The sequence below is a fragment of the Methanoculleus taiwanensis genome (assembly GCF_004102725.1).
In the GTDB taxonomy this organism is placed as follows: domain Archaea; phylum Halobacteriota; class Methanomicrobia; order Methanomicrobiales; family Methanoculleaceae; genus Methanoculleus_A; species Methanoculleus_A taiwanensis.
This window is the reverse complement of record NZ_LHQS01000002.1, coordinates 766,246-791,841: the sequence shown is the minus strand read 5'-3', so window position 1 is coordinate 791,841 and position 25,596 is coordinate 766,246. Positions and strand designations below refer to the sequence as shown.

The following is a 25,596-nucleotide window of genomic DNA, read 5'->3' as shown; positions in this document are numbered from 1 at the left end:
GTGGTAAGAACAGTGAAACCATTCCCGCTGAGGTCGGATCGCCCACACACCGTCCCGAAGAGGGTCTGCCCTCGATCGTTTCCGGGAGATCGCGATGCACTCGTCCGACAACCTGTTGTTAGAGAAGGGGGTATTAATCCCTTCCGAAGTTTTATACGTCGTGAAGAACGGTTACGGAGCATTCGCACCGGGAAAAATACGGATCCGTGCTTTCGGTGCGGAAGCGTGGATGCACTCTTTCCCGCACCGCCGGAGATCGGGTGCTCCCGGTAGGAGACAGGGGAGGGCATCCCGGCGATCGGGGCGGAGAGGACATTCGCCTGCCGACCCCGGCACCGGTCTGCAGGAATACACGCAGCCACCAATACTTATCTTCGCCGAAACCAAAGATCAGAGGATATATGCCCCGCATTTATTTAGGAAAGATCCTGCTCCGCTGGTGCGACGCCTGCCACGCACCGGTGATGGCGGAGACCTGCGCCTGCGGCGCCGCGACACGGCCGGTCTCCGTAACGCCGCCCGGGGATGCACGCCCGGCCTTCCCGGACGATATCGACCGGATCAACCGGATCTACCAGGAGTACTTCGGCGCCCCCCTCATCCCCGACGGCCACCTGGCGCTGCTGAACAAGGTGCCCTCGGACGACCGGATGGACGAGATCGTCATGGGCGGTGCGGTCGTCGGCGCCGTGCGCTATCTCCCGGCCGAGGACCGCTGGGAACCGCTGCCCCGGCCGCATGCCGCCGCCTACATGACGCCGGCGAAACGCTACGTCGTCGTCGACGACGGCGCCGTCCCCTCGATCCGTGACGAAGGAGCAAGCCTCCTCGCCCCCGGTCTCGTCGCCATCGACCCGGCGGTCGCGGTCGGCGACGAGGTCTTCATCCTCACGCGGGGCGGCGAGTGCATCGGTGTCGGGCGGGCGAAGGCGAGCGCTGCCGATACCGAAGGAATGGAGCGCGGAACGGTCATCCGGACACGCAAGAACTTCCCGGCGACCTGTGTCCCGGGAGAGGCAACCTGGGATACGGCCGTCGCCGCCAACGCCGATATCCTCGAGAAGTTCGAGCGATCGGCCGTCGAGTTCGTGCGGGACGTCATCGATAAGAATCCCGCCATCCAGCCGACCGTCTCGTATTCGGGCGGGAAAGACAGTCTCGCAACGCTGCTCGTCGTCCTCGAGGCGATCGGGAAGGTGCCCCTTATCTTCGCCGACACGGGGCTCGAGTTCCCCGAGACCTACGAGAACATCGACGACGTCGCGGAGTGCTACGACCTCCCGGTCATCCGGATCAACGAGTCCGCAAACTTCTGGAAGACCTTCGACGAGCAGGGGCCGCCTGCCGTCGACTTCCGGTGGTGCTGCAAGGTCTGCAAACTCCACCCCGTCGCCCACCTCATCGACGAGCACTGGGGCGAATGCCTCTCGTTCATCGGCCAGCGGAAGTACGAGTCGGTCAAGAGGATGCAGAGCCGGCGGGTCTGGAGGAACAGCCACGTCAGGAACCAGCTCTCCGCAGCGCCGATCCAGACGTGGACAGCGATGCACGTCTGGCTCTACATCTTCCAGAAACAGGCGCCCTACAACCGGCTCTATGAGCAGGGGCTTGACAGAATCGGCTGCTTTATGTGCCCCTCGAGCGACATGGCAACACTGCAGATGATCGAGGAGACCTGCCCGGATCTCTGGGCGGACTGGACGGAACGCCTGCGAGGATGGCAGGAACGCCAGGAACTCCCCTCTGCATGGGTGGACGACGGGCTCTGGCGCAGGAGAGGCGGTCAGGATGAAGAAGATAGCTATAATTGATTACGGTGTCGGGAACCTCCGGAGCGTTTACCGGGGGCTTGAGCGGGCAGGAGCGGACGCGACGATCACCGCCGATCCGGAGGTCATAGCATCCGCGGACGGCATCGTCCTCCCCGGTGTCGGCGCCTTCCGCGAAGGCATGGAGATGCTCGGCGACCTCAAAGCCACGGTGCTCGCCTCGAGCAGAGAGGTGCCGCTGCTCGGGATCTGCCTCGGGATGCAGATGCTCATGGACTCGAGCGAGGAGCACGGGAACCACCGGGGCCTGGCGCTGGTGCCGGGCGAAGTGAAACGGTTTCCGGCCGTCCCCGGCATGAAAGTGCCGCACATGGGCTGGAACACCATCCGGATCGAAGCGGCCGATCCGCTCTTCGACGGGTTCCCGCCCGAGAGTTACGTCTACTTCGTCCACTCCTTCTACGCCTCGACCACGCCCGAACATACGCTGACGTCGACCGAGTACATCTGCCCGTTCGCCTCGTCCATCCGGAACGCCACCACCTACGGCGTGCAGTTCCACCCTGAAAAGAGCGGGGCCGTGGGGCTTCGGCTTCTTGAAAACTTTATCGATCTCATCTGCTGAAGAGCAGCAGATCCATTCTTTTCGGAAAAAAGTTATTCCTGGTTATTCGCGCTGCGCTTCAGTTCCTGCTCCCGGAGAATGTTCCGCTGGATCTTGCCGGAGAGGGTTTTCGGGAGTTCCTTCACGAACTCGATCGACCGGGGGTACTTGTAGGGGGCGGTCGTGCGGCGCACGTATCCCTGCAGATCCCTCACCAGCGACTCGGAGGGCTCGAACCCCGGGTTCAAGACGACGAACGCCTTGACGATCATCCCGCGGAGGAGATCGGGCGACCCGACGACGGCGGACTCCTGCACCGCCGGGTGCTCGAGGAGCGCGCTCTCGACCTCGAAGGGGCCGATACGATACCCGGAGCTCTTGATGACGTCGTCGTCGCGGCCGACGAACCAGAAGTAGCCGTCCTCGTCCATGTAGGCTTTATCGCCGGTGTAGTAGTAGCCGTTCACGAACGACTCCCGGTTCGCGTCCGGGTTGTCGAGGTACTCGACGAAGAGCCCCGGCGGCCGGGGGTCGAGCTTGATCGCGATCCTTCCTTCCTTGCGCACGCCGACCGGAGTGCCGTCGTCGTCGTGGAGTTCGATATGCCATCCCGGGGACGGTTTTCCCATCGAGCCCGGTTTATTCTTCATGCACGGGAACGTCGCGATACAGCAGGCCGTCTCGGTCTGGCCATAGCCCTCGTAGATGGTAAGCCCGGTCCCTTCCTTCCAGACCCGGATAACCTCGGGGTTGAGCGGCTCGCCCGCACTGCAGCAGTGGCGCAGGTCGCGGAAATCGAACTTGTCGAGGTCGGCGAGGATCAGCATCCGGTAGACCGTCGGGGGGCAGCAGAGGGTGGTGACCTCGTACTTCTCGATGAGGGGGAGGAGTTCCGTCGCCTCGAACCGGCCTTTGATATCGTAGATGAAGAGGCAGGCACCCTGGATCCACTGCCCGAAGATCTTGCCCCAGGCGCACTTCGCCCACCCGGTATCCGAGAAGGTGAAGTGGAGGTCGTGTTCGTTGACGTCCTGCCAGAGCCCGGCGGTCACGATATGGCCGAGCGGGTAGCTCTGATCGTGCAGCACCATCTTCGCCTGCCCGGTCGTCCCCGAGGTGAAGTAGATCAGCATCGGATCGGTGGCCTTGGTCTTCCTCTCGACGGGCATACTCACCGAGTGGTGCGATACCCGTGCGGGATAGTCGATCTCGTGCGGGTAGCTCGCCCACCCCGGCCGTTCGCCGTCCACCAGGAACCGCTTCGTCAGGGTCGGGCACTCGTCGCAGATCGCGTCGACCTTCTCCGCGTTCTCGCTGTTCGTGATGACCATCTTGAACTTCCCGGCATTGACCCGGTACTTGATGTCTTTCGGCGTCAGCATCGTCGGGCAGGGGCAGAAGACCGCACCGAGCTTCGTGAGGGCGAGGACGAAGATCCACCACTCCGGCACCCGGGGGAGCATGAGCATGACGCGGTCGCCCTTCATGATCCCGTACTTCAGCAGAATGTTCGCCGCCCCGTTCGAGAGGTTCTTCAAGTCCCGGAAGGAGTACTTCTTCTCCTCCCCTTCCTGGTTCACCCAGATCATCGCGAGCTTGTTCCGGTCGGTCTCCGCCCACCGGTCGATGACGTCGTAGCCGAAGTTGAAGTACTTCGGAACGTGGATCGAGAAGTCCGCGCACGTCTCGTCATAATCGTCCATAGCATGCTTCTTCCCGGAGACCGCACCCCCGTTGCCGGGCGAGGCCGCGATCGCTCTCTGGTCGCCGAAGGTGGGTGCACCGTCGAGGAAGGATCTGCAGACCTCGTTGATCCATTCCGAGCGGGAGAGACCGCGGGTTTCACGCGCCTCGTCGATCCTCCCGGCAAGGGCATCGTGCATAGTGACCGAATATCGCACCATGCAGAACAGGTCGGTGGTGCAGATAATTACTGTTTTCATTTGTTCCTGCACCACATGCCCCCCGGGCAGATGCATACCAGCAGGTAGGGCCCTTCTGCGTCTCCGGGGAGGCGCGTCCCGGATAAGGGATTAAATCACCCGATATCCCGTATAACGAATAGATTTTCAAGAAAAGTTATAGAAAGGAATAATAGAGCAAAAACAATACCTCATAATTGTATTTTTCGGAGAGAGAAGAATGATAACAAACCGAACAGCAATTATCGGACTGGCCCTGCTCGTCCTCTGTGCCGGTGCCTCCACAGCTTCGGCAGCGAGCATCGGGGGGAGCGAAGGCTGGTACACCTTCCACTGCAACGTCAACGGTGCATCAGTCTATATCGACGGCGGATACAAGGGCGAGATCGCCCAGGGTGTCCTCTCGGTACCGGTCTACACGACAGGAACTCCGTACCAGGCCTACCGGCTCGAGATGCCGGGCTACCAGTCGGCGGCCGGAGGCCTTCCGGGCGAACCTGCCGCAGGAGAGACCGTCGACGTCTACGTCACGCTGAACCCTCTGGCAACGAGCGGTTCGATCTATGCGACCTCGACCCCCTCGGGAGCTGCCATCTACTTAAACGGCAACTACCGCGGCGTCACCCCGCTGACGATCAGCAGCGTCACCCCGGGCAGCTACCAGATTGAAGCGGACATGAGCGGCTACCAGCCCTACCCGACGACCGTCTCGGTGAGTGCAGGCCAGACGACGAACGTCCTCTTCCCGCTGCAGGCCATCGCGCAGCCGGGATCGATCGTCATCTCCTCGAACCCGTCGGGCGCCTACGTCTACATGGACGCCTCCTACAAGGGCAAGACGCCCCTGACCCTCTCGAGCGTCTCTGCAAAGAGCCACGTCATCGAGCTCGACATGAACGGCTTTTACGACTGGAAGACGACCGTGACGGTCTCCCCCGGCGTCACCTCGTACGTGAACGCTCAGATGAACCCGATCCCGGCGCAGAACCCCGGATACATCTCCGTCAGCTCGTCGCCCACCGGTGCAAGCGTCTCCGTTGACGGTGTCTACCAGGGACAGACCTCCGCCACCCAGGCGCTCGTCGTCAGCGGCGTCACCGCGGGAAGCCACACGGTGACCCTGTCGCTCTCCGGCTACCAGGAGTACTCGACCTCCGTGACCGTCCAGTCCGGCACGACCACACCCATCAACGCTGCGATGACCCCGCTCCCGCCGGGCCCGGCCGGTTCGATCTCAGTCTCGTCCTCGCCTGCAGGTGCGAACGTCTACCTCGACAACGCCTATAAGGGCGTCTCCCCCCTGACCCTGACGGGCGTCTCCACAGGGTCGCACGTCGTGAAGGTGCAGGTCTCCGGCTACCAGGACTGGTCCGACAGCGTGCAGGTGAACGCCGACAGCACGAGCTACGTCTCGGCATCCTTAAACCCGGTCACAACCCCGACCCAGTCCGGTGCACTGCCCTTCGCGGCGCTCGGCGCTCTTGCAGTCCTCGGCATGATCTTCGTCGTCCGGAAACGGATGTAAAAAACACTCTCTTTTTTCACGTCATGCCGGAAGCGGCAGACGGCCTTTCACCCGGTGTTCATGAAGCCCTGTGCCCCCTCCTCGCTGGTGGGCAGCGCAGAAACAGTGATCCGGTAGCCCGAGGTTTGGCCATGCTCAGGCGGATGTATCCCGGAACACGCCGGCAGGACTGGGGCTGCTCACCCGCCCGGTGCGATAGCCCTGATCCGTGCAGTGCAGCAGATCTCTCCGCGGATGGTTCCTACCATATGGGGAGGATGAACCGCACCTCCGGAAACGAACAGAGGGGCAAAAAAGAGTATCAGTTATTCTTTCTTCGGGCGGCATAGCCGGGCGACGACCGCCACCAGTAGTGGATCTCGTAGATCATCAGCGCAAAGACCACGAGGCATCCGCCGAAGAAGAACGCCATCACGAGATCGTGGATGGAGATGGAAGCGAAGGGAACGTTAGCAACTCTCGACTCGGTGATCCCGAACTGATCGGCCGCCTTTTCCCCGGCCCCCATAAGCGGTGCCGCCGTCGGCGCCGGCATGGCACCGTCGCTCCCGGGGAGGAGCACCGGCAGGATACCGAGGAGGGCGAGGCTCGCGAGTGCGACGATCGCAAAGAGCGCCGTATACTTCTGTAAGACCGACCGGAGATCGCTCACCGGCGGCGCGATGATCAGCACCTGGTTCGTGAGACCGTAGACCTTGACCTCGCGCCCTTTCTTGCTCCAGCGGGTATCGGTCACCTCGAGGATCCCGGCGTCGAGCAGGTTCTCGATATGGTAGGTCGCCGTCGTCACCGGGATCTTGAGGTGCCCGGCAACCTCCGTCGAGGACATCGACCGTGCGCCGAACGCCTGGATCATATCGTTGGCGGTCTGGCTCGCCATGGCTTTGGCGATCCTCTGCGCCCGCTCGTCGCCGGATTGAAGTACAACAACGTCTTCAGCCATGGAGTGCTTCGATGATCTGCTGTCGCCCTGTCTCGAGCGCCTGCTCGACCCGGGACGTATCGGGCCCGGCGCCCTGGGCGAGGTTCGGTTTCCCGCCGCCACGGCCGCCGAGGATGCCGGTGACTTCCTTCACGATATCCGCCGCATTGACGGCCGGATTACCGCTCGTCGCAACGACGGTCGCTTTCTCGTTTACGCCGACGAGGAGGGCGACACCGCCCGCCTCCGCGATGCTGCCCGCAAGGGCGACGAGCTCTTTTGCGGCCGCATCGATCCTTTTTACGACGACCTGCACGCCGCCGACGACCTCTCCTTCGAGGTCCTTCTTCTCGAGCTCGACGACCTTCTGCGCCAGCCGCTCGATCTCCTTCTTCTGCTCCTTCCACTCCGAGAAGAACCGGGTCACCGTTGCCGGGAGGTACTCGGGCTGGACGCTCACCACGTCGGCGGCACTATTCAGGAGATCGCCGACGTGCTGCATGTAGTGGACCGCCGCCACACCCGCGGCAAAGACGATCCGCTCGACGCCGTCCTGGATATGCTCGACGGTGACGATCGCGATCGGCCCTATCTCGCCGGTCGTGCGGCAGTGCGTTCCCGCACACGCCTGGACGTCGCCGCCGACCTGCACCGTCCGGATATCCCGTCCGGGAGGCACGCCTCCCTGGTAGAGGGTGAACCCGTACTTCTGCTCGGCTTTGGTGCGCTCCTCGATCCGGATGGCGATCGGAAGATCGGCCATCACCATCCGGTTCGCGGCCACCTCGATCCGTTTCAGTTCATCGGGCGTGATGTGGCGGTAGTGCCTGATATCGAGCCGCGAGGTCTCGCTTCCCTTCTGGGCGCCGGCCTGGTGGATGTGCGCTCCGAGCACCTCCTTTGCGGCGTGAAGCAGGACGTGCGTCGCCGTGTGGTGCCGCATCAGCGACCGGCGCCGCTCCTCGTCGACCATGCCCTTGACCCGCTCGCCCCGTTTCAGGCTCCCGCCCCTGGTGTGGTGCAGGATGACCTCGCCGAGCTTGACGGCTTCGTCGACCCTGACCATGCTGTCCGAGGTGACGAGGGTTCCGGTATCGGACGGCTGGCCGCCGCCTTCCGGATAGAAGAGCGTCTGGTCGAGGACGACATAGCCGTCGAACTGGTCGAGCACCATCGCCTCGAACTCGATCTCCGCTGTCTGCTCGTAGTAGAGCTTCTTCGTCGGCGGGAGCGCGTCCGCCCGCTCGCGGTATGCGGCAAGCGGGTCGGTTCCCTCATCCTTCTGCGACTCGGAGTGGAGATCGGCGATCAGGGAGTAGAAGTTGTCGGGCACCTCGACGGTGGCTCCCTCGGCTCCGGCAACCTCTCTGACCAGTTCGGGCGGAATGCCGTGCGAGTCGTAGAGCGTGATCACCTCGGCGAGGGGGATGGGCTCCTGCTTCTGCGTGTAGGTCTTCGCGAGCTTCTGGACGGTGCGGGTTCCGCGCTCGAGCGTGGTCGCGTACTTGCCGACCTCGTTTCCGACGATCTCCCGGACGACGTCGAGATCCTGGTCGAAGGAGTCCAGGCCCACGATCCGCATCTGCTGCTCGATCAGGTCGGCGATATCCTCGTCCATCGCAAGATCGTTCATCATCCGGAGCGTCCGGCGGAGCACCAGGCGGGCGAGGTATCCCTCGCGGACGTTCGACGGGACGATGCAGTCGCCGAGCATGTAGGCGAGGCACCGGGTATGGTCGGCGACGGCGTAGACCTTCTCGATGGGGCCGATCATCCGCTCGAGCTTCTCGATCGGGACGTCGATCGCCTCCGCCACCCTCCTCCGGAGGTTGATGAGGTTCGTTCCCGAGATATCCATGACGCCGGCAAACCGGGCGTTCATCCCGAGGATCGTCGTGAACTCGTCGTTGTCGAGGAGATACTCGAGGTTTGCCGAGTGCATCAGGCGGCTCACCATCTCGGGGAAGACCGCATCGTATATCGTCGGCGAACCCCGGGACGCCCAGACGAACCGTTCAAGGCCGTACCCGGTATCGACGATCCGGAGATCCATCGGGTAGTAGGGAGTACCTTCGAGTTCGATAGGCGGGCGGGCAGTCTTCTGCCGCCCGAGGTTCATGAAGACGAGCGTCGCGACCTCGAGTCCGCCGATCAGCACCTCAACGGAAGGCCCGGCATTGCCGCCGCCGATCCACGGGTGTTCCTTATAGGTGACGGCATCGAGATTGCCCCCGATAGAGGCGATGAACTCCTCGCAGAGAGCGACCGTCTCGTCCTTCCAGTAGATATCCTCGTGCGGGGTGTTGAAGGCGTGGTGCGCCATCATCTCAAACTGCGTCAGGTGGCGGCCTGACCGGCCAACCGAATCGAGATCATTAAGCCGGATGCAGGGCTGGGATATGGTCAGCGGGTTTGCCGGGGGCGGCACGACGCCGCTCGTCACATAGGGCTGGAAGTCTGCGATGGATGCGATCGTCAGATAGATATCGTCTCTCCACCGGGCGGCCACCGGATAGCGTTCGAGCCGTGTATGCCCGTGGCGTTCAAAGAAGGAGAGAAATGCTTCGCGCATCTCATCGACGGTGTGGGGGGTGAAGACCGGATTACCGATGAAGTCGTAGTGCACGCAGGGAGCGTCTCCGCAGAACTCCCGTTCCGGATCCCGTGTCCAGAATGCCGCCCCGCACTTTTTGCATACCTTCCGCTCAAGGCCCTGGGATTTAAAATAGTCAAGCGTATATTCTTCTTCGAGCATTGAGAATCACGTATTAATAATCTATTCTTCTGCGAACGATAAATGTGTTTGGACTCGACCGATTACGGCTTCCAGGTGTCCTGATACCAGATATCGAACGGCTCAAAAAGCCCCGTCTCCTCCGCTATCCGGACGGCGAGAATGTGCCAGCACTCGCAGCCGCGAAAGACGAAATCGCTGCAGGTGCAGAAGTCCGCTTCCACGACGTACTCGTCGCTCCGCCCGACGACGACGAAGAAGTCGAGGTAGCGTTTCACCCGTCCCTCTTCCACCGCCCGGAGGGCTTTGCGCCCCCGCTCTCTGTGCGCCCGGACGATACGGTCGCGGTACTCCGCATCGAGAATGCACTCCCGGTCGGCACCCGGCCACAGTTCGTTCATCACAGCAGTACCACGTATGGTGGATCGGGGATAAAATGCCAGCTCATGCGGGCCGCAAGTGCTTCCATCGCCGGTGCCTCGAGAGCGTAGTGCGTCGCCTCGATGCAGGGAATGGGAGCTGCCCGCCCGACGCTGTGTTTCAGCTCGGCGGAGAGGAATGCATCCGCTCCGAGGACTGCCGCTTCACCGATGATCGCCGGGTCAAACCCGCTCCCGCCGACGACGGCGAGCCGGTGAAGGGTATCGATCTCGCCGAAGATGCGTAGCCCCCCCGGCGGGAGGAGCCCTCGGATCTCCTCAAGGGAGAGGCGGCAGTCCCCCACGACGCCAAGCGAGAGGGGGGCGGTATTCGTAAGGCCGAGGATCGAGGCGAGGGTGTCGTTGACCCCGCCCGGGGCACGGTCGAAGTTCGTGTGCATGACGTAGAGGTTCAGCTCCGCACCGAGGATCCGGCGGAGGAGGTGCATCGTTCCGCCCCGGACAGCGCTGACCGGCTGCCAGAGCGGCGTGTGGTGCACGACCAGCATATCCGCCCTGAGAGCGATGGCTCTGTCGACGACGGCCGGTGTGGCGTCGAGAGCGGCAGCGACCGTCCCGATCTCCGTCCTCCCCTCGACGATAAGCCCGATACGCCCGGTATCGAACTCTTCAGCGAGGCACGGGGGAGCAACCCGTTCCATCTCCTGGATAAACCTGCCAATATCCATACGTATTCCTGTGCAACCATCGGATAAAATACGTCATATTACTCAAAGTAATAGCCAACACCTATAAATATTCTCATGAGGACATATACTCATGGAAAAATCCCTCGCGATCATTAATTCCCGAATCCGCGATGGCAGCGCACGGGTCGTCACGGCCGAAGAGATGCCCGCCATCGTCGACGAACTCGGGGAGGAGGGAGCGCTTAACGAGGTCGATGTCGTCACGACAGGAACATTCGGGGCAATGTGCTCGTCGGGTGCGTTCTTCAACTTCGGACATGCCGATCCCCCGATACGGATGCAGCGGGTCTGGCTCAACGACGTGGAGGCCTACGGCGGGATCGCCGCGGTCGACGCGTACCTCGGCGCAACGCAGGGTTCGGCGAGCCTCGGCGATGCGTACGGCGGCGCCCACGTCCTCGAGGATCTGGTCGCCGGAAACACCGTCGAGCTCAAGGCGACGTCTCACGGAACCGACTGCTACCCGCGGCGTACGATCACGACGGAGCTCCTTCTCGAAGAGCTGAACCAGGCGATCATGGTCAACCCCAGGAACTCCTACCAGCGCTACAACGCCGCTATAAACTCAACCGACCGGACGCTCTCGACCTACATGGGAACGCTGCTCCCGAAGTGCGGCAATATCACCTACTCGGGCGCAGGAGCCCTCTCCCCACTCCCGAACGACCCGGCGTTCCGCCTCATCGGCAGCGGCGTGCCGATCTTCCTCGGCGGGGCGCAGGGGATGGTCATCGGCGAAGGCACGCAGCACTCTGCGGGAAGCGGGTTTGGAACCCTGATGGTGACGGGCGATATGAAACAGATGCGCCAGGAGTTCCTCCGCGGTGCGGTGATGACCGGCTACGGCGTGACCCTCTATATCGGCGTCGGCGTTCCAATTCCGGTCATCGACATCGAAACCGTCAGGAGCACGGCGGTCCGGGACGAGGATATCCTGACCGACGTCATCGACTACGGCGTGCCGCGGCGCGACCGCCCGTCCGTAAAGAAGGTCAGCTACGCGGATCTGAAGAGCGGCAGCGTCGAGATAGGAGGCGAGACGGTGCAGACCTCGTCCCTCTCGAGCTACCGGAAGGCCAGGGAGGTCGCGGCCGAACTAAAACGCTGGATCGAGGCGGGAAGCATGGAACTCGCACTCCCCACGCGGCGGATCAGCCCGACCAGAAAAGCCAACCCGATGCGGGAGACCGCACGGGCACCCCGCGTCCGGGAGATCATGAACAAGAAGGTCGTCAGCATCACCGAGGACGAGGAGATACGGACGGCCGCGAAGAAACTGCTCAAAGGCGAGACGAATCATCTGCCGGTTCTCGACAAAAACGGCGTGCTGGTCGGGATCGTGACGACCTACGACATCTCAAAAGCCGTCGTCGGCGACGGGAAGCACCGCCTGGTGCGGGAGATCATGACGAAGAGGGTCTTCAAGGCAACCCCCGAGGAGCCCGTCGATATCGCAGCACAGAAACTCGAGAGGAATAATATCAGCGCACTTCCGGTTGTGGATACGGAGAACCGGGTCGTCGGCATCCTCTCGGCGATCGATCTCGGGAAGCTCTTCGGCGGGAGGTGGCAGCGATGAAACTCCTGCTGACGTTTTCGCGGAAGAGCGAGAAAGACCCCGGCCGGCAGCCGGTGATCGCGAGGCTCGTCAAGGAGACCGGCGTTCTGATCAACGTCGAGAAGGCGAACATCAACTCGACGGCAGGCGAGGTCTTGATCGACGTGCCGGACGCCGACGCAGACCTCATCCGGCGGCGCATGGAAGAGATGGGAATCACCGTCCGCCTGCTTGAGGACGCCATCGTCAGGGACGAGACGGAGTGCATCGACTGCGGCGTCTGTATCGGCGTCTGCCCCCAGAAGGTCTTCTACTTCGATGAGGACTGGAAGATACACCTCCGGGAAGGGCTCTGCGTCCTCTGCGGAAAGTGCATCCGGGCATGCCCCCACCAGGCGCTCTCCCAGCAGCAATGATCCGTGAACATTTCCAGTTCCGGGAGACGATAGCGACCATCCTCGCAAAAGAGCCGTCTCACATCGAGGCCGCACAGGAGGGAATGCTCGCCGCACGGCAGGAGCTCGAGCGGCATATCGCCTCCGATCCTTTTTTTGCCGCCACTTTCGAGCCGTACCTGCCGTCCTCCGATTCCCGGGTCGTTACCCGGATGGCACGTGCCGGGTATGCCGCCGGCGTCGGCCCGATGGCCGCGGTCGCCGGGACGATAGCGTGGGCGGGTGTTGAAGCCATGCAGAAGGCGGGGGCGGCGTTCGGCGTCGTCGATAACGGCGGCGATATCGCGCTCATGGCCGACCGCCCGGTGCGGGTCGGGATCTACGCCGGGGATTCGCCGCTCTCGAGCCGTTTCGCCTTCGTCGTCCCGCCCCCGGACGGGATCCTCGGGATCTGCACCTCGTCCGCGACCGTCGGGCCGTCCGTCAGTTTCGGGGTCGCCGACGCCGTCATCGTCTTCTCACCCGACGTCTCGGCGGCGGACGCCTGGGCGACCGGGCTCTGCAACCGGCTGGGTGCCGACGACGACCGGCCCTTCGACGCGCTCGCCGGGTCGGCAGTAACCGGTGTGCTCGCGATCCTCGGCGAGCAGGTCCTGCGGTGGGGCGCCCTCCCCGGGATCGTCCGGGCGGACGTCAGCGAACGCCTGATCACCGCGGGGCAGGGGGTTCTGTAGCCGTCACGCCTCCGTGCCCAGATACGCCATCACGTCGCGGTATGCGGAGCGGCCGGAGAACCGTGCCGTCTCCTCGTCGCCGTCGGTGACGACGATCACCGGCCGGTCGTCCTCCACGGCGAGGATGACCTCGTAGATATCGTACTCCTCGATGAGGAGGCCGCGCCGGAGGTCGGACGCGGCGTGCAGCAGCAGCCGGTCCTGCACGAGCTCGTCCGGCGTCTCGCGGAAGTAGTAGTAAAAGACCTGGTACGCGTTCAGGAGGTCGGAGGAGAGCAGTTCCCGGCGCACGCCGGCGTCGAGCTCGTCGAGCAGTCCGGCCAGTTTCTCTTCGTCGTCGTCGCTGACTGCGAAGAGATTGTCGGCAAGAGCCGCAAGGTCATAGTAATCCGTCGTCATCTCAATCCCCGGTGCATACTCTTTCTCATACGAACTCCGGCCGGAAAAAGCCTTCCGGAGACCCCTATGAACAAACTATATCGCACTCGTAAAAGAAAGACTATATGTGCGCGAAGAAGACCTGGACTGGTTACTCTATCACCGGATCGCCGGGCAGGACGGCATCACCGTCGACGACCTTGCCGCCGGCACCGGGTATGACCCCTCAATCGTTTCATCCTCGGTCGAGCGGCTCGAACGGTATCATCTCATCGGGAAGAGCGGGGAACTCCTGCGGGTGCTCTCCATTCAGGACTCCCTGATGTCGTGCAAGCTGAAGCATGCCATGGAAGACCTGCCGTTCGTCATCGAGAACGGGGTTATCAAAGCCAGGAACGATCGATAATGCCGGATGTTGCTATTCTCCGCGTCGGCCACCGCCCGGAACGCGACCAGCGCGTCACGACCCATGTCGGACTTGCGGCCCGTGCCCTCGGGGCACGCGGGATGTACCTTGCGGCGAACGATTCCGGCGTCGTCAAGAGCATTCGCGACGTCGCCGACCGCTGGGGCGGGGACTTTTTTGCGGAAGACAAAGTCGCGTGGCGGCGGTGCATCGAGGACTGGAAGGCGGGCGGCGGCATCGTCGTGCACCTCACCATGTACGGCCTCCGGATGACCGACGTGATCGGCGAGGTCCGGAAAGCCGAGAAAGTGCTCGTCGTCGTCGGGGCCGAGAAAGTCCCGGGCGACATCTACGGGATGGCCGACTACAACGTCTCGGTCACCACGCAACCGCACTCGGAGATCTCAAGCCTCGCCCTCTTCCTCGACCACCTCTTCGAGGGATCGGAGCTGAACCGCGAGTACCCCGATGCCGCCATCAGGATCGAACCGTCCGGGCTCGGGAAGAAGACGGTCGAGAAGTGAGTGGGTGGCCGTGAAGGAACGGGTGCTCGTTGCCGGGTTTGCCACGCGCCACGTGGCACAGTCCGCATACCGTGCCGGATACGAGGTCTGTGCGGTCGATCACTTCTGCGACCAGGATCTCCGGGGGTATACGAAGGACTGCTGCACATTCGACGAGCTCGCCGAGCTCTACGACCGGGTGATCGAGATGGCCCGCCGCCACTCGATAGATATGCTGGTAGTGACGAGCGGCGCCGAGGCGATCGGCACGACGATCCCCCTCTGCGGCACGCCGCCGGCGAAGGTCGAGCGCTACCTCGATAAGATGGAGATCCAGCGGTTTTTCGAGGGGCTGGGTGTCCCGGTGCCGCCGCTTGCCGCCGAGGGCGCGTATCCCGCCATGCTCAAACCCCGCCGCGGCTCGGGAGGCTGGCGGAACGCCGTCGTCCGCTCCGACGAAGAACGCCGAAACTGGGAGGAGATCTTCCCGGATACACCCTATATAACCCAGCAGCTCGTCGACGGCATGCCGGCGAGCGTCTCCTGCATCGCCGACGGGACGAGGGCTCTCGCGGTCGCGACGAACGAGCAGCTCCTCCGCGGCACAAACGCATCCGCGCACGGTTTTGCGGGTTCGATCACGCCGGCCGGCCACCCGTTCGCAGCCAGGATGGCGAGCATTGCCGAAGCGATCGTCGGTGCGAGCGGCTGCGTCGGATCGGTCGGCGTCGACTTCATGCTCGGGAGCGACGCGTGGGCGATCGAGATCAATCCCCGGTTCCAGGCGACGCTCGACACCGTCGAGATGGCGACCGGCAGAAGCGTCTTTCAGCTGCACGTCGACGCCTGCCGCGGACGGCTTCCCGAACGGCTGCCGGAGCAAAAATGCGTCGCTGTCCGGCGCATCCTCTTCGCCGAACGTGACTGCGTGATCCGCGCCGATCTTGCGAGCCTCGCCCCCGCCGTCGCCGATATCCCCTGGCCGGGGACGGAGGTGGAGGAAGGGCAGGCGATCGTGAGCGTCTACGGATGGGGGAGCAGCCGCGAGGAGGCTCTTCGGATGCTAGATACACATATTACAACCGTCCGCAGATATATGGAGCATGGCTAGCGTTGCTGATCTGCTGAGCGAACCCGCCGTCACTGCATATATTCACCGCATGATCGGTGACGACGGGATAGAACTCATCAAGCGTTTTCCGGAAGAGGGAGAGTACAGCGACGAGGATCTCGCCGAGAAGACCGGCATCAACCTCAACACTGTCCGACACACACTGTATACGCTTTACGAAAAGCGCCTCGCCGAGTACCGCAGGCTGAAGAACAACGAGACGGGCTGGCTGACCTACCTCTGGCACCTCCGGATCGACCGCGTCCACGACGTCATCGAGGAGGATATCAGAAACGTCATCGAGCACCTGGACGCCCGGCTCAGCTTCGAGGAGCGCAACGACTTTTACATGTGCAAGGACTGCGGCGTCATCTATACTTTCACCGACGCCGCGAACTGGAACTTCGAATGCCCGAACTGCGAGACGATGCTCGACCACTTCGACAACGAGCTCCTCGTCAGCGCACTGAACAAGCGCGTCCAGAAGATCAAAGAGAGTCTCGGCAGTGATTGAAGAGTACCTGAAGCGCGCAGGGTGCAGCAAAGGCGTCATCGCGCACTCGCGGGCGGTGCGCGACCTTGCGCTGACATTCGCCGCCGATCCGGTGGTGCGGGCAGACCTCGTGGCGGCGGGCGCACTCCTCCACGATATCGGACGGGGACGGACGCACGGGCTCGATCACGCGGAGGCCGGAGGGGAGTGCTGCCGTTCGTTCGGTCTTCCTGCGCCGGTCACCGCGATCGTCGAGCGGCATATCGGCGCCGGGCTGACGGCGGACGAGGCGTCCCTGCTCGGGCTTCTGCCCCGCGATGCGCTGCCGCGCACCATCGAAGAGAAGATCGTCGCCCACGCAGATAATCTGGTGAAGGGGACGCGGGTGATCACGATCGAAGAGCGTCTCCTCCGCTCGATCGATCTCCCGAGAAAGATGAGAAAACGGATGTACCGGCTGCATCTCGAGATGGAACTCTTCAGATAATCAGCTGTTTTACCTGGGGAAGCGCACGGAGCTCCTCGAAGACCACGGGCGGCACTTTTTCGTCGAGGATCATGACGAGCTTCGGCTCTTCCGCATAGTACGGGTCGGTCACGAAGATCTGCCTGATCGCGAGCTCGCGGTTCACGAGCACCGCGACCGCCGCGCCGACGATCCCTTTCTGCTGTGCGTCCTTCGGGATGAGCGTGATCACCGAAAGATCGAGCGCCCCGGCGACCTGGGAGAGATCCGGAGACGCCCGCATATGCGTGAAGACCTTCCGGAGAGCGGGGACGGCGAGGATGCGGCGGGCGGTGGCGTCCACGACGCGCCGGTCGGTCTCGATCGCTTTTCCGATATGCGTCGCCGGAATCTCAACATCGTTGCATACGATTCTGCCGTCTTCGTTGACGCCGAAACCGTTCTCCAGCAGAAAACGCACCACTCTGCACTGGGACGGCGAGTCGGAGAACTCCCGCAGGATTTCAGCCCACATGGCCCAGAGGTTTGAGAGATGCAGATAAATATACACCGATGCCGGCTCATGGCCGTTCGTGCTCCGGGGGTTACACCCGGGCACCGCAGTACTCCATGCGGAAGGCGGGATGCATACCGGCGAAGAACGGGAGGATTATGCACTCCCGGAAGGCCGTCAGCGGAGAACAAAGGGCAATCTATTTTAGGGGGTACAGCATTCTATATAGAGGACAAGTGCGAGGGTTGCCGAGCCAGGTCAAAGGCGCTAGGTTGAGGGCCTAGTCTCGTAGGGGTCCGAGCGTTCAAATCGCTCCCCTCGCATTCACAGTTCTGTTCCGATTTTTGTATTGTTACGCCTATCGAGCGTATGCGACATGATAGTGCCGCGTCCTCCCGTTTTATCCCCGAAAAATGCGCATCCCGGTCGGATGAGGAGAGATACTCTCACGGCCATCGCGCCGTCCGGTTCTGGCGAGCGGTGCCGGGAGAAAGAAGAGAGGGGATACGGGCAGGGCACTACGGCTCCTCTACCGGAGAGGGAGCATCCGCGTTGCAGCACGCCGGGGGAGGGGTGCATGTCCCGGCTGCCGGAGCATCGCGCACGTGGTCACGGATCACCCGCTCCGCGACCGTATATGCGTACACGGTGAACATCTCGTCCGCAACCTCGTCGATCCCGAACGGAAGGTCGAGGCCGTGGATCAGATCCGCCCGCACGATCTCCGGCTCAAGGCCGGGGACGACCCCCGCCATCATCCGTGATGCACAGTTGATGAAACAGCCCTCGATCGCAATTACCTTCTCCGCCCGCCGCACCAGGTTCCGCTGACCGGTATCTTTCGTGAACGCGCCGCCGAGACATATGCGCACCGTTTCGTCCCGGGCAAGCCGGTGGGCGACCATGTTTGCCGCACGGCGGGCTACCTCGCCCCGGGCACACGCTCCCTCGCAGGCCATCACCGCTACCTTCGGCGGGTTGGTCGAATTCTTCAGGGCGTACTCTTCGCAGGCCTGGCATTTTCCGGCCACTTTTGCTATCGTCGCAGTTTCGTACTCCATGTTTTGCACCATCTGCACGTTGCGTGAGGCGGGAGGGGATATATATCCCGGAACCGGATTTCAAATTATTTCGAATCCGGAAGATACGATTTTATATTCCCCGGCGCCTGCAGGCGAGAGCATTTTCGGTTCGCCCGTCAACCTTGTACCATGGCGACCGCCCGCTGCTGTCCTGCCGATTGTGCCCTGCGGAGCGACTGGGAGGACGAACTCCGCAAGGAGAGAGAAAAGCTCTCGGAAGAGCCGGTGACGGAGTTATCCCGGCTGATAAAACTGCTCGACCACCCGCTCCGCCTGAAGATAATCCTGATGCTGCTGAAACGGGATCACTGCGTCTGCGAATTCTGGTACGTCCTTGAAAAGCCGCAGAACCTTATATCCTATAACGTAAAGAAACTCAGAGACGGCGGGCTCATCGAGTCCTACTACCGTTCGAACCACAAGATCTATAAAATAAACGAGAGCGCCGCTCCGAAGATCCGCCTGATCGCATCTGCAGTGCCGGGCTGCTCTATGAAATAGACGCGATGCGAAAGAGCCGCCCGGTCTCCACCCTGCGAAGAGGCAAGAGAGGAGGCAGTATCAGCGGGACGTTCCGCGCCGCTGCCGGATCTTGAAGAGCGCATCGCGGGCGGCCTGCTGGACATGCCAGCTCGCATCGCCAAGCGCCTGACGGAGAGGCTCCACCGCTTCCACGCCCCCGATATCCCCAAGCGCGGCGGCAGCCCGCCGCCTGACATCCTCATCGCCGTTCGCAAGGGCGCGGACGAGCGGGGCGACCGACGGAGCTCCTATCTTGACGAGCGCGGCGGCAGCCTCCCTGCGGATGCTGTGGAAGTCGTCGGCAAGCAGGCGGACGAGCGGCTCTGCGGCGCGGCCGTCCCGCATCTCACCGAGGATGCCGGCAGCCCGCCTTCTAACGCTGTCGTCGCCGTCGCCGAGCACCCCGATGAGCGGTTCAACGGCGGCTTTCCCAAGGTGGACGAGGTCGACCCACTGCTCTTTTGCTATCAGGTAGTCTGCACGGGCGGACGGACCGTCCGGCGTCCGGTGCAGGCGGTCAAGCGCCTCCGCAGCCCCGGCCCTGACCCGGAAGTGGCCGTCCGTCAGCATGGCGCAGAGGTGCGGAACTGCCGGCGCACCGATCATCACGATCGCAGCCACGGCACCCTCCCAGGCCGTCTCGCTCCCGTCTTTGAGCACCCGTTTCAGCGGCTCGATCGCAGGCTCGCCGAGCATCCCGAGGGCATGGACCGCGAGCCTGCCGATATGCCAGTCTTCCTGCAGGAGCACCAGCACCAGGGAGTCGACGGCTCGCGGATCGCCTATCTTGCCGAGCGCGGCGGCGGCACCCATCGTGATCGAGTGCGATCCCATGTGCAGCGCCTGGATCAGCGGGTCGACCGCAGGGGCTCCTATCCTGACGAGCGCCCGCGCAGCACCGAGACGGATCTGCCGATCCTCGTCCAGGAACGCCTGGATCAGCGCGTGTACCGCCGGCTCCCCGATCTTGCGGAGCGCTTCGATCGCCTTTTCGCTCTCGGCCGCATCTTCGTCGCGGAGTGCAAGGATGAGAGGCGATACGGCCGGTTCACCGATCATGCCGAGCGCCGAGGCCGCACCCATCTGGATATCCCCGTCGGGATCGCCGAGAGCGAGGATGAGCGGAGCCACCGCCGGAGCGCCGAGGCGCGCAAGTTCCGTCCACTGCTCCTTCGCGAGCAGGTAGCGGATCAGCTCCGCCTCGCTCTCCGGCCGCCACCCGATCCGCCCGAGCACCTCCGCCGCACCGAGGCGCGTCCGGAAGGTATCGGCCCCAAGGGCGTCGACGAGATCGCCCGCCGCGGCCGTTCCCGCACGGGTGAGCACCGCCGCAACCGATAGCCGGATCTCCTCATCGGGATCGGAGAGCGCACGGATGAGCGGAGCGTAGGCATCGCTCCCGATCGCGAGCAGAATATCGGCCGCCTCACGTCGGAGGGATTCATCGCGGAGCGCAGCGATGAGCGATCCGACGCCGTCCGTTCCAAGAGCGATCAGAGCACGCCGCGCCTCGGCCGGGCTGTCCGGCGCTGCAAGGAGGGGCACCAGTGCCCGGCCGGCCGGCTCGCCCATCCGCACGAGAATATCCGCCGCCATCCTGCCGGCCTCCTCATCGCCGAGGAGCCGGATGAGCGGATCGATCGCGGGCGTGCCGATCCGTTCGAGCAGCGCCGCCGCCGCAGCGCCGGATGCATCGTCACCGAGGAGGGCGATGAGCGACGGAGCCGCATCCCCCCCGATCCGGACGAGCGCTTCCCCGGCACCTGCCCGGGCTGCCCCGTCCAAATCGCAGAACGCATCGATGAGCGGCGCTACCGCAGGTTCGCCAAGGGCTGCAGCGTCCACCCACCGCTCCCGTGCGACCAGGTAGCGTGCCCGGTCACCGTCGTCTCCGGGCGACCATCCGAGCCGCTCCAGCGTCTCCGCAGCCCCTGCCCGAATGCGGGGGTTTTTAGCAGAGAGAGCCAGCCGGAGCGGGTCGATACTGCCGGCCCCGATCCGGGCGAGTGCGAGAATCCCGCTCATCTGCAGATCGTCGGCGTCGCCGAGCATCTCGATGAGCGGAGCCACCGCCGGAGCGCCGATCGCCGCAAGGGAATCGATGACCACCCTTCTCAGGCGGTCGTCGCCGGCATACAGAGCCTGAACAAGGGGCTCGGTCACCTCTGCAGAACCGATACGCCCGAGGATCCCGGCTGCAAGCCGCTTCGCTTCGCCGTCGCCCTGCTCGAGCACCTGCAGGAGGGGGGCGACGGCGGGTGTGCCGATCCCGGCGAGCGCCTCCGCCGCCTCGATACGGATAGGCTCGTCGGCGAGGGCACGAACCAGGGGGAGAACGGCTTCCGCATCCCCGAGCTGGCCGAGGATATCCGCCGCCTCACGCCGGATGGCAGGATCGGTGCTCGCGAGCGCCCTGATGAGCGGAGCGAGCGCGGCCTGGCCAAGCAGGGCAAGATCGGCCCACTGCTCCTTTGCAAGCAGATAGTGAGCCCGCTCGTGCTCGTTCCACGGCTCCCAGCCCATCCTCTCGAGAACCGGTACCGCGACCCGCCCCTCATCCGTGCCGCCCGTCATCAGCACCTGGATGAGTGCGGTCTCCGCAGCCTCGCCGATCCCCGCAAGGGTGCTCTCGAGGAACTCCGCAGACTCTTCCTGCAGCGCCGAGAGCAGAGGCTGCACCGCGGGCTCGCCGATCCGGGTGAGCGCCATGGCGGCCGTGGTGCGGGTCTCCTCGTTCCGGAGCAGCCCGACGAGCGGCCCGACCGCGGGTGTGCCGATATCCGCGAGAGCGAGCGCAGCCATCTTCCGTCTCTCGGAACCGCCGTCCCTGAAGACCGCGACCAACCGATCTACGGCAATCTCCCCCATCGCACCGAGCGTCCGCGCCGCGCTCCGCCGGGTCTGCGGGTCGGGAGATTCCAGCAGCTCGATAAGCGGTTCGACCGCCGGTTCACCGAGTTCGGCGATATCGATCCACTCTTCCCGGGCGATCAGGTAGCCAATCCGCCCGGCGGCGTTCTCCGGCTCCCACCCGAGTTCTCCGAGGAGTTCGGCAACCTTCCGGGAAAGCCCCCCCTCGGGGCGCGTGAGCGCGGGGACGAGGTAGGGGATCGCCGCATCGCCGATCTCTTCGAGGGCGTACACGGCTCCGATCAGGATGTCCCGGTCCCCGTCGGTGAGCGCGTCGATCAGGTGCGGCACCGCGGGTTCGCCTATCTTCACGAGCGCCGTCGCGGCGCCGAGCTGCAGGGCGGGATCTTTGAGAGAGTGGATCAGGGGCGGAATAGCCGGAGCCCCGATGAGGCGGAGAGCATCCGCCGCGGCCCACCGCGCCTGATCGCCCGCATCACCGAGCATACCGATGAGCGGCTCGACCGCAGCAGCACCGGTCGCCCCGAGCGCCTGCACCGCATGCCGCCGCTCGTCCGGATCGTCGCTCCGGAGGTTGACGAGGAGTTCCTCCTGCGAAAGGCGTACCGGCTCGCCGCCGTCCGGTTCGGACTCTTCAAGCGGCTCATCGATCGTGAGGTCCGATAGCTCCTGCTCGCTCTCCGGCAGGTCGAGCTCGTCGAGCCCGGAGAGAGCGTCCTCCATCAGCGTGCAGGTCGGATCGTCCAAAGCCGGAAGGGGTACGGTATCGCCACTGGCGACCTCCTCTTCTTCGGCGTAGTGCAGCTCCGGGACACTCCCGATGAGAACGTCGTCTTCCAGAAAAGAGAGGTCCGAGTCGCTCATGCGGCTTCGGAACGCATCGTCGTCGAGCGAGGCGAACGCCGAATACCGTTCCACGATCGTCGGGATGGCGTCGATCCGTTCGAGGAGCGCACTTGAATCGCCCGGTTCATCGTCACCTGAAGCGGCGGGCGGCCGGGCGGGGAGTTCGAGGCCGGTCTGCTCCCCGAGAGTGCGGAGCGGATGCGCTGCATCGTCTGCAGGATCGGCCTGCGTCTCCACAGACTCCGGCTCTCCGGTGCGCCGCAGCCTCTGGAACAGACTACGGCTCTTCCCGCCGAAGAGTCCGGCAACTGCCCCGAGCGGGATATCGGAGGGAACCTGAACGGTATCGAAGAAGAGCGGCGATCCGGCAGGGGGTGCAAGGGTGCAGAGCAGAGCGACGAGCGCGAGCATGCCCACACACCCGGCGCAGTATGGCAGGTACCCTCTCACGGAGCGGACAGATTTGCCCGTCACCCCGTCGGAAAAGCCGGTAGCCGATGTACCGGGGCATATCCGGCAAAAGGGCATGCCACACGTTCGCATGCACTAATATCTACATTAACACGTATAAAAAGTATATACGTTTCCTCATACGGCGAATCCGAGATCGCAAACTAAAAATAGAAGATCGATTCGAAGACAGAATGTTTCCCCCGGGAGCGGATCGCCTCTCAGAACCCGTCGGTGATGATGCGTTCGATATCCGACCGCCTGACACGCCACGACCCTCCGCACTTGACGGCGGGGATCCTCTCGTCCCTGATAAACGTCCGGATACGCCGGGGGGAGAACTTCAGCATGCGCGCAACCTCCTCGACGGTCAGGAGCGGGTGTCCGGCAGGGATAGCTGAAGGCGGCACGCTCCCGCCGATCTCTTCCCAGTTCTCCTCGGGGGTCATGATCGTGATGACCGGTTCGCCCTCGTCCCCCGCCGAGACCGTCGCTTTGAACGTCAGCGTCGGGACGAGGCCGTTCTGGTAGAGGCTCACCGAGAAGAGCAGTTCGGGCGCGGCGGTACTGAGCGCTTTTTCCCTGAATGCGTGGAGAGTATCCCAGAGGTTCTCGGTGACCGTATCCTGGGGGATGTTCGGAAACGGCACCAGACGCTCTGCCGCCCGTGCCGATACAGCAAGGGGGTAACGTATACCGATGTCTTTGCCCATCCGGGTTATCTCGATCAGCTCGCCGTCCTCGATCGCATCCCGGCGCATCTTTTTCGTTCGGTCGGGGTCGACGAGACCCCAGATCTCTTCAGACGTTCCTGGTTCTGCATCTCTTGTCATCGTTCGTTCCCTTCGCGGATCTCTGCACCGTAGCGCTCAAGTACCCCATTGGGGAGACCATTCATAAAACACTTACCAAATTTTATTCTTTTTTTAAAAACTCTGTTTCACAGATAAGCCACGCTATAGCCATTGATTCAGAATCAGAAACAGGATACCCAGATCTACCGGAAGAGCGGCGACAGAAAACCCCCGCCGTAAGCGGATCGAAAGAAACCGCAGAGTCGGTTTTCATGCCGGAAAACAGCCCCGCGAAGGACGGCGATCCCGCCGGAAAAAAACTATATAGGTAGGCGAGAGAGTTTTGAAGGCGGAAAACCAGAATCTCCGGGAGATGCCGATGCCACAGGATGCGTATATAACCCCCCTCGGACGATCGACGTGGGCTCTTGTCAATACCTACTACGCCGTCCTCCGGGAGCGGGGCCTTCGCCCGGAACGGGTCTATATCATTGTGGAACGGCCGTATGCGAAGAACGCCGGGACGGCAAAAGAAGCGATCTCGATCATCTCCGAGGCCTTCGGATCGGCTCCTGAGATCTTCCTCGAGCTCGTGGAGGAGGCGGACTTCGTCGGCGCCGGGCGGACGGTCGGCTCTCTTGTCGAGCGGCTTGCCGGCGAAGGGTTCTCCATAGCGCTTGATATCACCTCGGGGAGAAAAGCCACGATTGCAGGGGCACTCGCGGCCGTCGCCGCGGGCGGAACGGAGATCCGGCACATCTACTATCTGGCGATGAAGAGCGTCGAGGATATTGCAAAACCGTACATGATGATCCCGCTCCGCCTCCAGGAGATCCGGGACTTTACACAAGACGCCCGCCGGGGGGACTCTCCATGAACGATATCACCGTCGTCGCCGGCGAGCTGCAGATACTCCTCAACCTGATGGGCGGGGAGGTCGGGATCTCCTACCCCCTCTACGACCACGACCTCCTGACGGCACGGACGAGCGGCACCGGCTACGAACTCACGCTCCATGCCGACAGCGATGCCATCAGGGCTTCGCAGGAGCGGTTCGGCTCCGCCGCGAAGGAGCTGCCCTCCTACTCGGATCTCCTCGAGTCCGCGCTTGCGAGCGGTATCATCAGGTACGACAACCAGGAGACCTTCGACGGGACGCTCGCCGCCTACCGTCGGCTGAAGAAGGACGTCTTCTTCGGGCTCGACACCAATCTCTTCTACCAGCGTTTCGCGTCCGTCACTCCCGCCATCGCTCCTGGCGAGTACCTCATCGTCGATACGGTCAGGGACGAGATCACGTTCGCGATCAATCATAAGTACAGTGCCGAGCGGATAGCCGAGCTCACCGGGTACGCACCAAAGCACGCATCCCTCGTCGCCGAACTCGAGAACAAACGGACGAAGAAGTCCCGGAAAGCCGCGTACCTGGCGCTCAGGGAGTACCGGAGCATTCGCGACCGGGCGACCGAGATAGCCTCGCCCGGACAGCATTCGCACCGGAACAGCGAGAACGATCGGAACATCGCCCAGGCGATGCGGCAGTTCGAGGAGGAGCGGTACGCTCTTCCCGTTCTGCTGACGGCGGATATCTATATGGCGGATATCTGCGATGCGGAGGGGATCGAGTACTTCTTCTTCGAGCGGCCGTACCGGGTCAGGGCGGCAGCCTGCACCGCAGGAGCGTTTCTCGAGTTCCTCTTCACGCTCGCCGCTTCCTTCGGGTTCATCGACTTGAGCGGCGTCATCGTCTTCGGGGAGTACGGGGGAAAAGGAAACGCGCTCGACGAGGTGAAGCTCCGCTTCTCGGACGACGCACTCTACCAGGATTTTCGGAGGGAATTATCAGTATGCAGAAGGCTTGCCGCGCTCGGGATCGAGAGATAACCACC

General features: G+C 63.3%; 24 protein-coding genes and 1 tRNA gene. 15 read left to right on the top strand and 10 right to left on the bottom strand.

Translation table 11 applies throughout. From position 1 onward, the window contains the following. Positions 1 to 401: 401 nt before the first annotated feature. Together ABH15_RS08690 and hisH are read left to right on the top strand one after the other, a co-directional pair. Complete coding sequence (locus ABH15_RS08690) at positions 402 to 1,811, top strand: phosphoadenosine phosphosulfate reductase domain-containing protein (RefSeq protein ID WP_128693952.1); 1,410 nt, start codon at positions 402 to 404, stop codon at positions 1,809 to 1,811. Beyond that, on the top strand, positions 1,789 to 2,394 hold the full coding sequence (gene hisH, locus ABH15_RS08685) for an imidazole glycerol phosphate synthase subunit HisH (RefSeq protein ID WP_128693951.1): 606 nt from the start codon (positions 1,789 to 1,791) through the stop codon (positions 2,392 to 2,394). Before ABH15_RS08690 ends, hisH begins: the two co-directional genes overlap by 23 nt. 32 nt (positions 2,395 to 2,426) lie before the next feature. Here hisH and ABH15_RS08680 read toward each other — a convergent pair whose 3' ends face one another. Then, a complete protein-coding gene (locus ABH15_RS08680) occupies positions 2,427 to 4,076 on the bottom strand; it encodes an acyl-CoA synthetase (RefSeq protein WP_128694338.1) in 1,650 nt (549 codons plus the stop codon). A gap of 439 nt (positions 4,077 to 4,515) precedes the next feature. Between ABH15_RS08680 and ABH15_RS08675 the strand changes: the two genes are divergently transcribed. Further along, positions 4,516 to 5,820, top strand: coding sequence for a PEGA domain-containing protein (locus tag ABH15_RS08675; protein WP_128693950.1), 1,305 nt, complete (start codon positions 4,516 to 4,518; stop codon positions 5,818 to 5,820). 301 nt (positions 5,821 to 6,121) lie between these two features. On the opposite strand, the gene ABH15_RS08670 is transcribed toward ABH15_RS08675, so the two are convergent. From ABH15_RS08670 to ABH15_RS08655, 4 genes are all read right to left on the bottom strand, one after another. Continuing rightward, positions 6,122 to 6,763, bottom strand: coding sequence for an ArsR/SmtB family transcription factor (locus tag ABH15_RS08670; protein WP_128693949.1), 642 nt, complete (start codon positions 6,761 to 6,763; stop codon positions 6,122 to 6,124). Beyond that, entirely contained in the window at positions 6,756 to 9,497 is a 2,742-nt protein-coding gene (gene alaS / locus ABH15_RS08665; RefSeq protein WP_128693948.1) for an alanine--tRNA ligase, read from the bottom strand. The genes ABH15_RS08670 and alaS overlap by 8 nt, the downstream gene beginning before the upstream one ends. Before the next feature lie 62 nt (positions 9,498 to 9,559). Beyond that, entirely contained in the window at positions 9,560 to 9,877 is a 318-nt protein-coding gene (locus ABH15_RS08660) for an SWIM zinc finger family protein (RefSeq protein ID WP_128694337.1), read from the bottom strand. Beyond that, complete coding sequence (locus ABH15_RS08655; protein ID WP_128693947.1) at positions 9,877 to 10,584, bottom strand: Nif3-like dinuclear metal center hexameric protein; 708 nt, start codon at positions 10,582 to 10,584, stop codon at positions 9,877 to 9,879. The genes ABH15_RS08660 and ABH15_RS08655 overlap by 1 nt, the downstream gene beginning before the upstream one ends. A 91-nt stretch (positions 10,585 to 10,675) precedes the next feature. Between ABH15_RS08655 and ABH15_RS08650 the strand changes: the two genes are divergently transcribed. The 3 genes from ABH15_RS08650 to ABH15_RS08640 are packed head-to-tail and all read left to right on the top strand — an operon-like array spanning position 10,676 to position 13,292. Then, positions 10,676 to 12,184 (top strand): homocysteine biosynthesis protein, encoded by a 1,509-nt coding sequence (locus ABH15_RS08650; RefSeq protein ID WP_128693946.1) that lies wholly within the window; start codon positions 10,676 to 10,678, stop codon positions 12,182 to 12,184. Continuing rightward, a complete protein-coding gene (locus tag ABH15_RS08645; protein ID WP_128693945.1) occupies positions 12,181 to 12,579 on the top strand; it encodes a 4Fe-4S dicluster domain-containing protein in 399 nt (132 codons plus the stop codon). The genes ABH15_RS08650 and ABH15_RS08645 overlap by 4 nt, the downstream gene beginning before the upstream one ends. After that, complete coding sequence (locus tag ABH15_RS08640; protein WP_128693944.1) at positions 12,576 to 13,292, top strand: UPF0280 family protein; 717 nt, start codon at positions 12,576 to 12,578, stop codon at positions 13,290 to 13,292. The genes ABH15_RS08645 and ABH15_RS08640 overlap by 4 nt, the downstream gene beginning before the upstream one ends. A gap of 3 nt (positions 13,293 to 13,295) precedes the next feature. On the opposite strand, the gene ABH15_RS08635 is transcribed toward ABH15_RS08640, so the two are convergent. After that, a complete protein-coding gene (locus ABH15_RS08635; protein ID WP_128693943.1) occupies positions 13,296 to 13,691 on the bottom strand; it encodes a hypothetical protein in 396 nt (131 codons plus the stop codon). Positions 13,692 to 13,797: 106 nt separating this feature from the next. Between ABH15_RS08635 and ABH15_RS08630 the strand changes: the two genes are divergently transcribed. The 5 genes from ABH15_RS08630 to ABH15_RS08610 are packed head-to-tail and all read left to right on the top strand — an operon-like array spanning position 13,798 to position 16,670. Beyond that, positions 13,798 to 14,076 carry a MarR family transcriptional regulator gene (locus tag ABH15_RS08630; protein WP_128693942.1) on the top strand — a complete coding sequence of 93 codons (279 nt, stop codon included), beginning with the start codon at positions 13,798 to 13,800 and terminating at the stop codon, positions 14,074 to 14,076. Beyond that, positions 14,076 to 14,600 carry a tRNA (cytidine(56)-2'-O)-methyltransferase gene (locus ABH15_RS08625; protein WP_128693941.1) on the top strand — a complete coding sequence of 175 codons (525 nt, stop codon included), beginning with the start codon at positions 14,076 to 14,078 and terminating at the stop codon, positions 14,598 to 14,600. The genes ABH15_RS08630 and ABH15_RS08625 overlap by 1 nt, the downstream gene beginning before the upstream one ends. Before the next feature lie 4 nt (positions 14,601 to 14,604). Next, entirely contained in the window at positions 14,605 to 15,690 is a 1,086-nt protein-coding gene (locus ABH15_RS08620; protein ID WP_338323527.1) for an ATP-grasp domain-containing protein, read from the top strand. Next, positions 15,683 to 16,204 (top strand): transcription factor E, encoded by a 522-nt coding sequence (gene tfe, locus ABH15_RS08615; RefSeq protein ID WP_128693940.1) that lies wholly within the window; start codon positions 15,683 to 15,685, stop codon positions 16,202 to 16,204. Before ABH15_RS08620 ends, tfe begins: the two co-directional genes overlap by 8 nt. Next, positions 16,197 to 16,670 (top strand): HDIG domain-containing metalloprotein, encoded by a 474-nt coding sequence (locus ABH15_RS08610; protein WP_128693939.1) that lies wholly within the window; start codon positions 16,197 to 16,199, stop codon positions 16,668 to 16,670. The genes tfe and ABH15_RS08610 overlap by 8 nt, the downstream gene beginning before the upstream one ends. Here the strand turns inward: ABH15_RS08610 and ABH15_RS08605 are convergent. Beyond that, on the bottom strand, positions 16,663 to 17,163 hold the full coding sequence (locus tag ABH15_RS08605; RefSeq protein WP_128693938.1) for a regulator of amino acid metabolism, contains ACT domain protein: 501 nt from the start codon (positions 17,161 to 17,163) through the stop codon (positions 16,663 to 16,665). The genes ABH15_RS08610 and ABH15_RS08605 overlap by 8 nt on opposite strands. Before the next feature lie 217 nt (positions 17,164 to 17,380). On the opposite strand from ABH15_RS08605, the gene ABH15_RS08600 reads away from it, so the two are divergent. Continuing rightward, positions 17,381 to 17,465: transfer RNA gene (locus ABH15_RS08600), tRNA-Leu, on the top strand. A gap of 195 nt (positions 17,466 to 17,660) precedes the next feature. Here the strand turns inward: ABH15_RS08600 and ABH15_RS08595 are convergent. Continuing rightward, positions 17,661 to 18,203 (bottom strand): putative zinc-binding protein, encoded by a 543-nt coding sequence (locus ABH15_RS08595; protein ID WP_128693937.1) that lies wholly within the window; start codon positions 18,201 to 18,203, stop codon positions 17,661 to 17,663. Between the two features lie 150 nt (positions 18,204 to 18,353). Here ABH15_RS08595 and ABH15_RS08590 point away from each other — a divergent pair, with 150 nt between their 5' ends. Next, complete coding sequence (locus tag ABH15_RS08590; protein ID WP_128693936.1) at positions 18,354 to 18,725, top strand: ArsR/SmtB family transcription factor; 372 nt, start codon at positions 18,354 to 18,356, stop codon at positions 18,723 to 18,725. Positions 18,726 to 18,785: 60 nt separating this feature from the next. Here the strand turns inward: ABH15_RS08590 and ABH15_RS08585 are convergent, their stop codons facing one another. After that, positions 18,786 to 22,874, bottom strand: a complete 4,089-nt coding sequence (locus ABH15_RS08585; protein WP_164913685.1) for a HEAT repeat domain-containing protein — start codon at positions 22,872 to 22,874, stop codon at positions 18,786 to 18,788. A gap of 260 nt (positions 22,875 to 23,134) precedes the next feature. Further along, the gene (locus tag ABH15_RS08580; RefSeq protein ID WP_128693934.1) at positions 23,135 to 23,746 is read right to left on the bottom strand and encodes a helix-turn-helix domain-containing protein; all 612 of its coding nucleotides are present in this window, start codon (positions 23,744 to 23,746) and stop codon (positions 23,135 to 23,137) included. A 334-nt stretch (positions 23,747 to 24,080) separates the two neighbouring features. Here ABH15_RS08580 and ABH15_RS08575 point away from each other — a divergent pair, with 334 nt between their 5' ends. Next, positions 24,081 to 24,584: a hypothetical protein gene (locus ABH15_RS08575; RefSeq protein WP_128693933.1), complete on the top strand. Its 504-nt coding sequence runs from the start codon at positions 24,081 to 24,083 to the stop codon at positions 24,582 to 24,584. Further along, on the top strand, positions 24,581 to 25,591 hold the full coding sequence (locus ABH15_RS08570) for a hypothetical protein (RefSeq protein ID WP_128693932.1): 1,011 nt from the start codon (positions 24,581 to 24,583) through the stop codon (positions 25,589 to 25,591). The genes ABH15_RS08575 and ABH15_RS08570 overlap by 4 nt, the downstream gene beginning before the upstream one ends. The last annotated feature ends 5 nt before the right edge of the window (positions 25,592 to 25,596 follow it).

What these genes read in the sequence shown, in the direction of transcription:
- ABH15_RS08680 (WP_128694338.1), bottom strand. Translation starts at nt 4,076, where the DNA reads ATGGACGATTATGACGAGACGTGCGCGGACTTCTCGATCCACGTTCCG.
- ABH15_RS08625 (WP_128693941.1), top strand. Translation starts at nt 14,076, where the DNA reads ATGCCGGATGTTGCTATTCTCCGCGTCGGCCACCGCCCGGAACGCGAC.
- ABH15_RS08650 (WP_128693946.1), top strand. Translation starts at nt 10,676, where the DNA reads ATGGAAAAATCCCTCGCGATCATTAATTCCCGAATCCGCGATGGCAGC.
- ABH15_RS08675 (WP_128693950.1), top strand. Translation starts at nt 4,516, where the DNA reads ATGATAACAAACCGAACAGCAATTATCGGACTGGCCCTGCTCGTCCTC.
- ABH15_RS08670 (WP_128693949.1), bottom strand. Translation starts at nt 6,763, where the DNA reads ATGGCTGAAGACGTTGTTGTACTTCAATCCGGCGACGAGCGGGCGCAG.
- hisH (WP_128693951.1), top strand. Translation starts at nt 1,789, where the DNA reads ATGAAGAAGATAGCTATAATTGATTACGGTGTCGGGAACCTCCGGAGC.
- ABH15_RS08640 (WP_128693944.1), top strand. Translation starts at nt 12,576, where the DNA reads ATGATCCGTGAACATTTCCAGTTCCGGGAGACGATAGCGACCATCCTC.
- tfe (WP_128693940.1), top strand. Translation starts at nt 15,683, where the DNA reads ATGGCTAGCGTTGCTGATCTGCTGAGCGAACCCGCCGTCACTGCATAT.
- ABH15_RS08605 (WP_128693938.1), bottom strand. Translation starts at nt 17,163, where the DNA reads ATGTGGGCTGAAATCCTGCGGGAGTTCTCCGACTCGCCGTCCCAGTGC.
- ABH15_RS08570 (WP_128693932.1), top strand. Translation starts at nt 24,581, where the DNA reads ATGAACGATATCACCGTCGTCGCCGGCGAGCTGCAGATACTCCTCAAC.
- ABH15_RS08575 (WP_128693933.1), top strand. Translation starts at nt 24,081, where the DNA reads ATGCCGATGCCACAGGATGCGTATATAACCCCCCTCGGACGATCGACG.
- ABH15_RS08595 (WP_128693937.1), bottom strand. Translation starts at nt 18,203, where the DNA reads ATGGAGTACGAAACTGCGACGATAGCAAAAGTGGCCGGAAAATGCCAG.
- ABH15_RS08655 (WP_128693947.1), bottom strand. Translation starts at nt 10,584, where the DNA reads ATGGATATTGGCAGGTTTATCCAGGAGATGGAACGGGTTGCTCCCCCG.
- ABH15_RS08585 (WP_164913685.1), bottom strand. Translation starts at nt 22,874, where the DNA reads ATGCTCGCGCTCGTCGCTCTGCTCTGCACCCTTGCACCCCCTGCCGGA.
- ABH15_RS08635 (WP_128693943.1), bottom strand. Translation starts at nt 13,691, where the DNA reads ATGACGACGGATTACTATGACCTTGCGGCTCTTGCCGACAATCTCTTC.
- ABH15_RS08590 (WP_128693936.1), top strand. Translation starts at nt 18,354, where the DNA reads ATGGCGACCGCCCGCTGCTGTCCTGCCGATTGTGCCCTGCGGAGCGAC.
- alaS (WP_128693948.1), bottom strand. Translation starts at nt 9,497, where the DNA reads ATGCTCGAAGAAGAATATACGCTTGACTATTTTAAATCCCAGGGCCTT.
- ABH15_RS08690 (WP_128693952.1), top strand. Translation starts at nt 402, where the DNA reads ATGCCCCGCATTTATTTAGGAAAGATCCTGCTCCGCTGGTGCGACGCC.
- ABH15_RS08645 (WP_128693945.1), top strand. Translation starts at nt 12,181, where the DNA reads ATGAAACTCCTGCTGACGTTTTCGCGGAAGAGCGAGAAAGACCCCGGC.
- ABH15_RS08580 (WP_128693934.1), bottom strand. Translation starts at nt 23,746, where the DNA reads ATGACAAGAGATGCAGAACCAGGAACGTCTGAAGAGATCTGGGGTCTC.
- ABH15_RS08660 (WP_128694337.1), bottom strand. Translation starts at nt 9,877, where the DNA reads ATGAACGAACTGTGGCCGGGTGCCGACCGGGAGTGCATTCTCGATGCG.